The sequence below is a fragment of the Bacillus tuaregi genome, assembly GCF_900104575.1.
Taxonomy (GTDB): domain Bacteria; phylum Bacillota; class Bacilli; order Bacillales; family Cytobacillaceae; genus Bacillus_BD; species Bacillus_BD tuaregi.
Map to the genome: position 1 here is coordinate 2,959,447 of NZ_LT629731.1, position 12,547 is coordinate 2,971,993.

Annotated in this window: 11 protein-coding genes and 1 riboswitch; of the genes, 3 read left to right on the forward strand and 8 right to left on the reverse strand. The window is 38.8% G+C overall.

Annotation, left to right across the window (positions count from 1 at the left end; genetic code table 11):
- Positions 1-30: 30 nt before the first annotated feature.
- The 3 genes from ltrA to BQ5321_RS16535 form a co-directional block, all read right to left on the reverse strand.
- Positions 31-1,332, reverse strand: coding sequence for a group II intron reverse transcriptase/maturase (ltrA, locus tag BQ5321_RS16525; protein ID WP_084786688.1), 1,302 nt, complete (start codon positions 1,330-1,332; stop codon positions 31-33).
- A 591-nt stretch (positions 1,333-1,923) separates the two neighbouring features.
- A complete protein-coding gene (locus tag BQ5321_RS16530; protein ID WP_071395530.1) occupies positions 1,924-2,193 on the reverse strand; it encodes a DUF6123 family protein in 270 nt (89 codons plus the stop codon).
- Between the two features lie 66 nt (positions 2,194-2,259).
- On the reverse strand, positions 2,260-2,721 hold the full coding sequence (locus BQ5321_RS16535) for a divergent PAP2 family protein (RefSeq protein WP_071395531.1): 462 nt from the start codon (positions 2,719-2,721) through the stop codon (positions 2,260-2,262).
- Positions 2,722-2,787: 66 nt separating this feature from the next.
- Here BQ5321_RS16535 and sspL point away from each other — a divergent pair, with 66 nt between their 5' ends.
- Positions 2,788-2,943, forward strand: coding sequence for a small, acid-soluble spore protein L (gene sspL, locus BQ5321_RS16540; RefSeq protein WP_084786839.1), 156 nt, complete (start codon positions 2,788-2,790; stop codon positions 2,941-2,943).
- A 48-nt stretch (positions 2,944-2,991) separates the two neighbouring features.
- Here sspL and BQ5321_RS16545 read toward each other — a convergent pair whose 3' ends face one another.
- The 3 genes from BQ5321_RS16545 to BQ5321_RS16555 all read right to left on the reverse strand — a co-directional run bounded on the left by BQ5321_RS16545 (position 2,992) and on the right by BQ5321_RS16555 (position 8,533).
- Positions 2,992-3,861: a 5'-3' exonuclease gene (locus BQ5321_RS16545; protein WP_234978477.1), complete on the reverse strand. Its 870-nt coding sequence runs from the start codon at positions 3,859-3,861 to the stop codon at positions 2,992-2,994.
- 190 nt (positions 3,862-4,051) lie between these two features.
- Positions 4,052-4,804: a nucleotidyltransferase domain-containing protein gene (locus tag BQ5321_RS16550; protein WP_159433439.1), complete on the reverse strand. Its 753-nt coding sequence runs from the start codon at positions 4,802-4,804 to the stop codon at positions 4,052-4,054.
- 57 nt (positions 4,805-4,861) lie between these two features.
- Entirely contained in the window at positions 4,862-8,533 is a 3,672-nt protein-coding gene (locus BQ5321_RS16555; RefSeq protein WP_071395534.1) for a dynamin family protein, read from the reverse strand.
- A 760-nt stretch (positions 8,534-9,293) separates the two neighbouring features.
- On the opposite strand from BQ5321_RS16555, the gene BQ5321_RS16560 reads away from it, so the two are divergent.
- On the forward strand, positions 9,294-9,752 hold the full coding sequence (locus BQ5321_RS16560; protein ID WP_071395535.1) for a chemotaxis protein CheX: 459 nt from the start codon (positions 9,294-9,296) through the stop codon (positions 9,750-9,752).
- An 85-nt stretch (positions 9,753-9,837) separates the two neighbouring features.
- On the opposite strand, the gene BQ5321_RS16565 is transcribed toward BQ5321_RS16560, so the two are convergent.
- Together BQ5321_RS16565 and BQ5321_RS16570 are read right to left on the reverse strand one after the other, a co-directional pair.
- Entirely contained in the window at positions 9,838-11,175 is a 1,338-nt protein-coding gene (locus BQ5321_RS16565; protein WP_071395536.1) for a nucleobase:cation symporter-2 family protein, read from the reverse strand.
- Positions 11,172-11,768 carry a xanthine phosphoribosyltransferase gene (locus BQ5321_RS16570; RefSeq protein ID WP_071395537.1) on the reverse strand — a complete coding sequence of 199 codons (597 nt, stop codon included), beginning with the start codon at positions 11,766-11,768 and terminating at the stop codon, positions 11,172-11,174. Before BQ5321_RS16570 ends, BQ5321_RS16565 begins: the two co-directional genes overlap by 4 nt.
- A 149-nt stretch (positions 11,769-11,917) precedes the next feature.
- A riboswitch (purine riboswitch) is annotated at positions 11,918-12,019 on the reverse strand.
- 364 nt (positions 12,020-12,383) lie between these two features.
- On the opposite strand from BQ5321_RS16570, the gene BQ5321_RS16575 reads away from it, so the two are divergent.
- Positions 12,384-12,536, forward strand: a complete 153-nt coding sequence (locus BQ5321_RS16575; protein WP_071395538.1) for a subunit I/II of b(o/a)3-type cytochrome C oxidase — start codon at positions 12,384-12,386, stop codon at positions 12,534-12,536.
- Positions 12,537-12,547: the final 11 nt, after the last annotated feature.

The following is a 12,547-nucleotide window of genomic DNA, read 5'->3' on the forward strand; positions in this document are numbered from 1 at the left end:
GACGTTCTTCTTTCTTTGGCTTTACGGTGTCTAACCAGCCAATTTCACTAAAATATGATCAACTTCTTCTCTAACATCCTTTAGTTTTCCGTGCTTCTTTCGATTGTTCCTCTTTTTGTTATAAAACAAGACGAGGCGTTCTAACACATACCAGTCAATACGATTCAGCCATTTCTTTGCGTGAGTTGATATAAGGTAATAGTTCTTGAAACCTTGCAGTTTCCTATTTAGTCCTTTCACTAACTCTTTGATGTCCAAGAATAATTTATTCCTTGGTTCTGTGTAGGCTTTAATCTTGGAGCGCATTTTCTTCATTGCGTCCCTCTTCGGTATATGTGACATGACATATAACGTGTTTCCACCTTTTCGTCTGATTGGAAACTTCCGATTATGAAAACCTAGAAAATCAAAACCATCTATGTCATTCCACAGATTAACTAGTCTCGATTTGTTTCTATTAATAGTAAGGTCGAGTTTTCCCATTATTGATTGGATAACCTTTATACTTTCAAGTGCTTGTGATTTGGTTTTGCACATGATGACGAAGTCATCCGCATACCTTATGAGTTCACCCAAGTCTTTGAACTTCTTCTCCCAAAGCATATCCATTGTATTTAAATAGATATTCGCTAAAAGAGGTGAAATTACACCACCTTGAGGTGTACCAGTAATCGGATTTCTTATTTTGCCTTCCTCCATTATGCCTGACTCTAACCATTTTCGAACAAGTTTTAAAACCCGTCGGTCACTAATCCTTTGTTCTAATAATTTCATCAACTTATGTTGATTGATATTATCGAAATATCCTTGGATATCGACGTCTACTACCCAAAAACATTTCTTACTGGCTTTTCTTATCTTTGCCATTGCTTGATGGGCATTTCGTTTTGGACGAAAACCAAACGAACAGTCATGAAAGTCAGCTTCGAATATTGGTTCAATAACCATTTTCGTTGCCATTTGTGCGACTCGGTCTTTAATAGTAGGAATTCCTAATGGACGTTTCTTACCATCATCCTTTGGAATATAGGTTCTTAGGACTGGACTAGGGTGATAACGTTTCTCCTTTAATTCTAGATAGAGTTCGTTCATAAATTTCTTCTCACCGTACTCCGAGACGATTTGTTCAATCGTCTGTCCATCGACACCTCCACTTCCTTTCTTACGTTTCACACGTTGCCACGCTTCCCATAGAATATCAGGACGATAGATTTTGTCATATAAAGCGTGAAATCTTCGAGTTGGACATTCCTTGGCACAAAGATATAACGTCTTCCAGAGTTCTTGAGCTTTTACATTATTGGTGTAGTTAGTCATTTTCCTGACATTCACTGACTCTTACCTCCTTCTGACATATGAACGAAGTAGGGTAATGGCTAACGCCGTCCTTCCCTAGACAATGTTGTGTTGTCATTGTCATCATTGGTACTATGACCCCCTCCGACTCCCTCTCATCCATCTACCATTTCGTTTGCACTTATAGGTTTCTGCTTTACTTTCTTGAGAAAGTGATGAGGAGGGTATCCCCAGTTCCGTTAACTACTTTCCTAACATGTCGTTCCCCTTACCCCGAGAGATTCTTCGGTGCTGCTGTTCCAAGTTCTTCACACCTTCCATGGTCTTCGCCCATATTCACAAGGCTCGACTTCTCTTTAGCCACCGTAGGTGGGTTCTTTTGACGAGACGGCAGGATTCACTTTATGTTACAACCTGTTAGTTTGCTCGCACTCTGCTAGAGAGTTACTTTGTCACAGGGCTTCAACCTTAGAATTTCTTCACCAGTTGCCTGTCAGCTACTGAGCGTCTTGGTACTTACTCAGATTGGACTTTCACCAATTAGCAATTAACGGCTTGCTGGGCACGCTGGATTGAAAAGACGCGCCAATCTGGCACGTCTTTTCTTATGTGTCATCCACATCCCCATTATATAGCCATTAATTCTCGTTCTCTAATGAAACGAATAGCAGCTCCACGAGTACTGATTTTATTTTTGACGAGCATTTCCAATAATGAAATGTAATAGCTGCCATCAAATTCCTTTTGTGACTTTAGTGTTAGCTCAATCGCGGTATTGGTCAATTCATCCGATGCTTTCGTATACTGTTTTCCGAAGTGGATGAAGCCGATTGCATCCTCTCGCAAATTGAATCCTTTACTTTCTAGAAAATCAACATATTGTGCTACTGTTTTCAATTGTATCCATCCCTCTCCCTAACAATTTCCCTATACCATATTACTTCAATTTTAGACAAATTTCTATTACTTTTTTGTCAATAGATGACCTATTGTACCTGTTATGATACCAAGAATTGCTCCGCCTACTACTTCTTCTGGTTGGTGACCAAGCATTTCTTTTAGTTTTTGCGGTGTTTTTTCTTCGAATTCTACGGTAGTCTCATCTTTATGAGCCTTTTCAAGTAAATCGTCTAAATCATTTACCTTCAACGTTAATTCACCTGTTTGACGGCGGATTCCTTGAGCATCATACATGACAATTAGACCATAGATCATCGAGAGGGCAAAATCAATCGTTGGAAGACCTCTTTTTAAGGCGATGAAAGTGGTCAATGATGCTACACCTGCGGAATGGGAGCTCGGCATCCCTCCGGTTTGAAAAAATAAATTAGGGTCCCATTTTCCTGTTTTTGCAAAATGAATAGGAATTTTCAAACCTTGAGCCAAGCCTATGCTGAGTAAAGCAATATATACCCCTTTGTTCATACACTTCACCTCTCTTTATAGTGTGAAGAATGAAGAGTGGATTTATTCTCATTGGAAATAATAGTAATGGAGGTGAAGGAATTGGGCCAAAAAAAGCAGTCTAACAGAGGCAAAAAGGCTCCTGGGGTTAATCCACAAGGGTACGGTCAAGATGCAGAATTTGCCGAGGAGCCAAAAAGCAAACTCGAAAATAAAGCGAAAAAGTCAAACACAAAAATTTAAGCTTGTTCAGTAAAAAAAGACAGACAATACTGTCTGTCTTTTCTCCATTTAGTTGGCTATTTCTGTTTCAAAATCAATAAAGCGATGGAGCCCCTTCATTTCCACTTCATTAAATTTAGCCATAACCTTTCCTTGGTTAAGCGTGAATTTCGCTTTTTCGAGCTCGTATTTAATGGGCACATCGCATTTTATTTCAGCTAGCTTTCTGCTTAAATAGAGCATTTCCAGATCGCTCTCAATCTTTGTTTTCTGAGCCTTTGTTAATTGATCCAAATTCGCTACCACACCATCCACATGGCTATATTGCTGTAGCAGCTTTAAGGCTGTTTTTTCACCGATTCCCTTTACACCAGGATAATTGTCACTGGGATCTCCCATAAAGGCCTTCAGATCAATCATTTGTCTCGGCATTATTCCTTTTTCTGCAAAAAATGTATCCTTATTATGCACAAGGTAGTTTCCAAAGCCTTTTTTTAATAAGATAACCGAAACATAATCATCAATCAGCTGTAAAATATCCTGATCGCCTGTAAGAATATAGACATTAGCTTCGTCCTTTGCCTGGTTAGCAATGGTCCCAATACAGTCATCAGCCTCAAATCCCTCCAAGCCAATGTTTGGTACATCGAAGGCATCCACTACTTCTTTTACCAAATCGAATTGCGGAATTAACTCAACCGGTGCTTCTGAGCGATTTCCTTTATAGTCTGCAAACATCTCATTGCGGAAAGTTTTGCTGCCCATATCCCAGCACACTGCAACATGGCTTGGTTTAAAGGATGAAACAGCCATAAAAAAGTGCTTCACAAATCCGTTTACCGCATTAGTGGGAATGCCTTTTGAATTGATCATAAACTGTCCTGTTACAGCTGTTGCAAAAAACGCTCGAAACAAAAGTGCCATACCATCGACAAGCATTAACGAAGGTTTATTGTTATTCTGATTCAAACATTTCACACTCCCTTTAAACTTAATCATAATTATAGCATTTTTATGTATTGAATGTGCTGGTAATCATCTGATTGATTGGCTTAATAAGGAAAACCGTTGCCTTTCTGTACAGAAAAAAGTGTCAGACTAGGTTGACTGACACTTCATGCTGCTCCTTTCATACACGTAATAGCTCCCAAATCCATCGGTTCAGTTCTTTTTCAATCAATTTCCCTTTTGGTAAACGATGGGATTCATCAAGTAACCCTTGTTTTTCCTGCTCTATCCTCACTAATACAGTTCTAACATCTGAAGCAGGAAATAGCTCTCCTTTCACCTTTGCTGCCAATAGCTGTTGGTAAAAAGTAACAATAGTATCATCCTCCGGAAATGAAGACGAAAAATCACTATATAGAGCGTCTAACGGCACTTTTTGTTCGGTTACAATCACTTTTGCTAGCAAAAACGCACGCACCGCTTGGATGAATTGCTTTTGCTTTCTCTCTGTCAAAGCCTTATGACAAATGTCCTTTACATTGCGATCCATTAAATGAATATAATGATAAAACAAGGAAACAAGAGAATAATTATCCTTAATATATTTTCGCAGCCTGACAGAAAAATGCTGACAATCACGATACAGAACGGGAGAAAAAACCCATTCGCATAAACCTGGATTCGATTTTTGCATTAAATGGAAGGCTTTATATATATCCCATCCTTGGGCATCATAAGGCGCAGGAAAATCAATCGTTTCCTGCGCCTTTCTTAAAGACAAATAACTTCTAATATCACGGTGCTTATAGATAAAACGAATATCATAGTCAGATTGCTTTGTTGCTCCTCCCCAGACCCGACTTCCGGTTTCAGAGGCGAATAAAATCTCAATCCTGTAATTTTCTTCGATTTCCTTTAACCAAGACTCAATCATTGCTTCCACCTCTTTTGTGTCCGATAGAGAATAAAGGGTCTGTTCAACAAGCATCTATTACTGCTTCTGTATTTTTTCGGCATTTACCAGCAAATTTCTCTCAATCGCCCGAAGCTCATCAATCGGAATTTCATTTGATATCGAAGCAAGTACTCCTTGATAGTATTCTTCCACTTGCTCCGTCAAATACGCAAGCAGTTGATGAAACTCTGCTTCAAGCAGATTTCCGTAATGCTCCTGTAAACTCTGCTTGCCAGCGGCTAAATAATCATCTGCAGGCTCTTGGAGGTTTGCTTCTAATTCTTCACCTAACAGCTTCCGCTCATTTTTTTCAAAGAATGATTTTGGATTTTTAAAATAGGCTAATGCTGCTTTAAAACGCTCTTTATCAAGTGATACGAACGCTGTTTCAAAATCAATCCCTTCCAATCGGTTCATTTCGTAGCTGCTGAAGGAAAGCTCCGAGTTATGTTCCTCTATCGCCGAAATGATTGAGCGCTCAGACTGTGTTAGGTTCTTGCGAATAAAAGCTTCAATGCGCAAGGTAGTAGCGCGCAGCTCTTGGGCAAAATCATAGCCAAAATCCTCAAGAAATCCATCAAGTGCCGTTTGAAGTGCCTTTTTCAGATTTCTTCCATCATCCTTTAAAAGAGCAGGATTAAAGGCTTCCTTTAAAAAGTCGCTGAACCGTAAGAACACACGCTGCTTAATATAAAACACAAGTTCGTCAGCTTCCTGCGCCAATCTTTTTTGTACAAAAACAGTCTGCTGCGATTGGATCAGTTCAGAGATTTGAACTTTTTCTGTTTCCAACTGGATTCGCTTTTTAGCCTTTGTATCTTGGTCCTCTTCTGCTGAATGAATAAAGCTTTGCAGCTGCGTCAGTACCCGTTCCATTTCCAATTTTGCTGAATTTACCGCGATTCCCCTCAAATCATTCTCGATAAAGGAGTAGAAGCGTTCTTCAAATAAACGAATTCCTGACTGCTCGGTTAAACGACCTGCGAGCTTTTCTTTCAATGATATGAGACTTGATACAGGATACAGGTGCGGCTGTCTAATTCCATAGGTCACGAGCTGATCTTCCACATAATCAAGGACAGCATTCATTTCCTCTTCATCGTGTGCTAAATCAATCGCGTTGACAATGAAAAACATCTTATCAAGTGCAAAGGTGTCTTTCACACGCCCTAATTGAATTAAAAATTCACGGTCTGCTTTTGAAAAGGCATGATTGTAATAGGTTACAAATAAAATAGCATCAGAATTCTTGATGTATTCAAAGGCAACACCTGTGTGGCGAGCATTGATGGAATCAGCTCCTGGAGTATCCACTAACGTAATCCCTTTTCGAGTTAATTCACAATCAAAATACACTTCAATCCACTCTACTAAACAGGACTTCTCTTCATTTGCAACAAACCCTGAAAAATTAGCTAAATCGGTTTGAATCGTCTCGCCCAGCTGATTCTGATAAGCTCCAATTCCGCGAACAAAGGCTTGCAAAAAGGCTAGATGTGTTTTCTCATAGGCATCCACATCGTTATGGTTCCCAATTACTGCTTGTGCTGATGTTACGGCGTTTTGCAGTGTATCTGCATGTGAGCCAAATGCCGCAAGCGAGCGAGTCACATCATCCATTAATGTAGTAAAAGCCTTTAGCTTTACCAGCACTGTTCCGTGAGGATGCTCCCCGTCAATCGGCATTATTTTATTAATGGCCGCAGTTGTTGGATTAGGTGAAACAGGGAGAAGCCTTTCTCCTAAAAGTGCATTAGCAAAGGATGATTTCCCAGCACTGAAAGCACCAAATAAGGCAACTGTAAAGGATTGGTTTTCAAGCCTTTCAGCTTTTTGCCCAAGCTCTTCGGCTAGCTTTTTAAATCCTGGTACTCCCTTTACTTGATTAGCAGCAAATTTTAAGCCTGGAATAAGGGCTTCCAATTCAGTTTGATGATTCTGTTGATTAGATACCACTGAACGAACAGAACGTGATTTTTTCTCTTTTTCCACTTCTGACGGTTTATCCAGGCTATCAGTAATAATAACCTCCGCCTCTTCCGTTTGGTCTACGGCCAACTTCTTGATCAGCTCTTGATAATCATGGTGATTAAAATGTCCAGTTAACACCTGCTCGATTTGAATATTAGCCAAGAGTTGCTTTTCTTCAAGCTCTGCAATTTCCTGATAAGCGCTGTAATAAGCTGAAAGCATTGCATATTCCTCGTCAAGCTTTCGTTTTTGCACATCCTGCTTTTCCTTTAATCTTGTGAAAAAGGCAGTCTGGTATGGTAATATTTGCTCTTTCGTCTTTCTTTTGATTTCATTTGTTACGTCCCTTGTGTACGTCAAAACATAATCACCAGAAAGCCGAGCACCATCCTTAACCGTTGAAACAAGAAGGTCTTGATCAAATCCAACCTTAAAGCTTTGAACTGAAGAAAGCAGTTCGTCATCTTCAATTTCATTCTCTTTCAAATTCCTCACAAACAATTCCTTCATATGCCAATCAATCTGTGATGTAACCTTTTCAGCAAAATCTGCAAAGAAACGGTCTAGCCTCTGTCTGCGCTCCTGCTCGGTTTTCTGTTTTGAGAAAAACAAACCGACCTTGAACTCAGGCTGTCTAGAAGCTAAATATTGCTCCGCTAAATCACGAGTTTGGAAAGGCATGACATAGGCATTATCTAGTACACTATCAATCTCATCATACAGCTTCTTTTCCTTCTGCTTCAAAGAATCCATTAATTCATTCAGCTGACTTTTAAGTGCTGCAACATTTTCAGGCAGACTGCTCCTGTCAGCTTCTGACAACTGTGCTAAACGTTCATTGAGCTCACGAATGGCTTCCTCGTCTTTTTCTTTTATGAATAATCGATGCTCCTCACCTAATTTCGTGAGTGATTGGAAAACCGATTCAGGAAGAGCATCCAACCGGCTGTTGACCTTTTCCTCAATAAACTGTCTAAGAGCTGGAAACTGATTATGTGGGTGGTCCGTTTTCTTTAATGACGTATAAAAGATTTTTGCCGGTGTTACGCCCCACGATGCAAATGAATTCTTTACACTTTCCTGAAACTCAGTAAAGCTCAATTCCTCATCACGATGCTTATCTATTTGATTTATGACTAAATAGACTTCCTTACCCGCTTCTGTCAATTCCTTTGTAAAAAGAAAGTTCAATTCACTTTGAACATGATTGTAGTCCATGACATAAAAGACCAAATCGGCCAAATGTAATGCAGATTCAGTTGCGATGCGGTGGGCATCATCCGTCGAATCAATCCCAGGTGTATCCATAATGATGGTATCCTTCGGGATGGATGTTTTTGAATAACTAATTTCAATCGATTGAATCTGATCTCCATCCTTACAATATGATTTTACTTGATCATAATCATACGGAGCTGGATAAACGAGCGGCCGGTCTTCCTTAAAGAATACCTTTGCATAATCATCTCCAGATTTGATTTTAACAAGATTAGCGCTCGTCGGTATCGGACTTGAGGGCAGAATGTTCTCACCCATAATCCGGTTAATCATACTGGATTTTCCCGCAGAAAAATGACCACAAAAGGCGATAGAATATTCTTGTTTTTCAAGCTTAAGAGCTAAATCTCTTGCCCGTTCAGCCGATTGACTATTTTCTTGCTTTTGAAACATTTCATATAAAGCAGCAATTTGTCCCCTTAACAATGCTGCATCTTTCTTTATTTCAATTTTGACCATGAATGACTACCCCTTATTTTTTCAATATACTAACTATTTTAAACGATTTTACGTTTATTTCCTACTAAAAAACGCAGTTTCGTCTTATAATAGGTACACTTTAATCATATGGTCCGTTTTTGTCTATTATTATAATGGTTTGGAAATAACAAATAAAGCCGAGATTCTTTAGTTAAGAATACTCGGCTTTATCAATCGTGACCTCTAAACATTGATTAACTCCCCTCTATAAGAGCTTGTCTGAAAACGTTTCCGATACAGACTAAAAAAATAGAAGTTATTTTTGGATTGGATGCGGCTTTGAGACATTATTTAGCACATGCTTTAAAACTAAAGAATATACACCAACAGTAACTGCAATAAAAACGGCTGTCATCCATTAACACCATCCTCGTAGTGATAATAACTCTCATTTACATTTAAATCATATCACGAATGATAATCCTTTTCAATAGCAATATGTGAGGATTAGGCTTTATTAACATTTTCTGGATACATTCTTTTAAGTATAAAAAAAATCCCCGTGTGTAACACGAGGAACTAACGTTTTGAAGGATTTCATGTTGTGCACTTACAAATCCTATTATAGAGCATCTAAGGATGTTCATCATTCAATAATTTTTTCCATTTTCACATCTTTTCTCTAGATATTCGCTATATTTTTTCAAAAAAATAGTAAAATTTTCACGCAAAGTAGAATTTCCCCTATAATATTATGCTAAAATTATGTTTAGTTGATTGAATGCTGGGGGAATTATACATGCCATTAACAAAGCTAGCAACTGATATTTTACAGGGAACCATTGAAGCTGTTAAAGAGGTTCTTCCATTTGAACTTACGTTGGATAAGCCATCCATGTTTACTCAACCATACACACAACATTGCATTGGAGTCCTTATTGGCATGACAGGTGATGTCAGAGGACGATTGATTATCGACGGAGATGAGGAAACGCTCGGTAAAATTGGTGAAGGAATGTTTGGTATGATGGTTGAAGGTGAAATGCTCGAATCCTTTGCAGGAGAACTTGGCAATATGATTGCCGGTACACTATCCACTTTCATCTCTCAACAAGGACTTGAAATGGATATCACACCACCAACAGTACTTGTTGGACAAGCAAAGATATATGGCTTTGAAAAAGCCTTTCGCTTGCCTATTACCGTCCAAGGTGCAGGAACCATTATTATTCTTTTGATGATTGAACAGGAATCATGATTGACGAATAACTCTACGTAAATTATTATCTCTAAATAATAAGCCCCTCATTCGATATTCCTATCGATAAAGGGGCTTTTATTTTTCAATATACTTTTCTCTTGTTCACAATCATGTCAGTTGAATCGGTTTCCTGAACAGTTATTGTGGACGGCTGCTTCTTTTTTACTTCATTAAAAACAATGTTCATGATAATAGCGGTTAAGCTGCCCGCGACAATTCCATTTTCTGTTAAGATTCGGATGCTTTCAGGCATTTGAGCGAATAGTCCCGGAACGGCCGTTACACCGAGTCCGAGTCCGACCGAGCAGGCAATAATCAGGAGGTTCTCCTGCGACGAAAAGTCAACCTTACTCAGCATCTTTATCCCATTGGCTAGAACCATTCCAAACATAGCAATCATGGCTCCTCCTAATACGGCTGCTGGTATAACTGTTGTCAGCGCACCAATTTTTGGCAGTAGGCCAAGTCCCATCAGCATAAAGCTCATCACAATAATGACTCTTTTTTCCTTTACACCGGTTAGCTGAATCAGACCTACGTTTTGCGAAAAGGTAGTATATGGAAATGAATTGAAAATACCACCAAAAATAATAGCGATTCCTTCTGCACGATAGCCTTTTGCTAGATCCTCTTCTTTAATCTCTTTTTCACAAATATCACCTAGTGCAAAATAGACTCCAGTGGCTTCCACAAGACCAACCATGGCGACTAATATCATCGTAATTATAGCCGATAATTCAAAGGTAGGCATTCCGAAGTAAAACGGTTGAATCAAATGAAACCATGATGCATCCGAAACCGGCGAAAAATCAACCTGCCCCATAAAATAGGCTGCAACTGTTCCGACAATGATCCCGATTAAAATACTAATAGAGCGTATAAATCCAGTGAAAAAACGATTGATCAGGATGATGATGAATAAGGTGCCAAATGCAAGGCCAATATTTGACAGGCTTCCGAAGTCTGGACTCCCTTGCCCACCTGCCACATTATTCATGGCAACAGGAATAAGCGTAATTCCAATAATCGTCACAACACAGCCTGTGACAACAGGAGGAAAAAACTTAACCAATCGGCCAAATGATTTCGCCACAACAATGACAAACAAGCCCGAAACCATAATGGCCCCATAGATGGCTGAAATGCCATGCTGGTTACCGATAGAAATGATAGGAGCTACCGCTGTAAAGGTACAGCCTAGGACAACTGGCAGGCCAATACCAAAAAAGCGGTTGCTTATTACTTGAAGCAGGGTAGCAATTCCGCACATGAAGATATCAATGGAAACAAGGTAGGTTAATTGTTCGACTGATAGACCAATAGCTCCGCCGATAATTAACGGTACGATAACGGCACCCGCATACATAGCCAATACATGTTGAATTCCTAATGATGTTAATTTGAAGTACTGCTGTTTCATTTCATGACCTCTGGTGCTTTCACCGTTTCAAACGAAACCTTTCCTTCTTCTAATGAGGTGATACTAGCTAATGATTCTACGACCATTCCTTGATTTCTAAGGAGCTTACCCCCATCCTGAAATGCCTTTTCAATGACAATGCCCACTCCGGCAATACTTGCCTTAGCCTGGTTGACAATCTCAATCAATCCGAGTGCAGCCTGTCCGTTCGCTAGGAAATCATCAATAATTAATACCGTATCGTTCTGACTAATATATTTATTTGCTACTGAAATTTCATTTGTTTCATTCTTTGTAAAGGAGATAACATTTGCCGTTAATAAATCATTAATAAGCGTCATTGACTTCCTTTTTCTTGCAAAAATAACGGGTATATTCATGTGCAGCCCTGTCATGACAGCTGGAGCAATTCCCGATGACTCTACCGTTAATATCTTTGTTATTCCTTTACCTGCAAAACGGTTCGAAAACTCTTTCCCTATCTCCAGCATAAGCTCTGGATCGATTTGATGATTTAAGAAAGAATCTACCTTTAATACTGAATCGGACAAGACAATCCCTTCCTGGATTATTTTCTTTTTTAACATTTCCATGATCTATTACCTCCTCTATGATGTCTGGGAAGAGAATTCTTCTAACGCAAAAATGCCTGAAGATCATTGCATCACATCCCAATAAAAAATGAGTGAAGCAATGCTTCAGGCATTCAAATCACAGATCAATAAATCCAAGAAAGAATGTCTAACAAACATTGCTCACCCATAGTCAGACTATTTACGGTAGTCTGGTAGAAACTTACAGGCCATATTCCTGAGATTATATGAGTGACTATTATGAAACTAGTAACAATTATATCATCATTTTTTCATAATTCAATACAATATACGAATTATTTCAATGAATATACTAAAATTGTTCGTGTTTTTTTACATATTTATCCTCTTCATTTCTTTTATTAAGTTCTGCGGCACCTTAATTGTCCCATCTTTTTCCTTGTCACAACTTCACAATTCATTCACATTTCCCCTGTAACCAAAGTGACTTAAATCACTATTGATTCAATTTTTCACTATCGCCATAGTGCTTATGTAACGAATGAACATTTTGTGAACTATGTAAAACTATGTAGAATTTTCTCAATTGTCGAGTATTATGAATTTGTAATCATTTATCAATTTCCACTTTTTCGAAAGGAGGGACTTATAAAGATGGCACTTCATCAAATTGACACAAAAACTTCAAAAACGAAAGTTGAGGACAGCACTTCATTAAAAGGAACTTTAGCTTCCGTATTCTTAGTTGGTTTCTTTCTTGTTTCAGTATGGGTCGGCGTTTACTTTTTATTTTTAGATCGTTTTTAAGAAATTGGGGG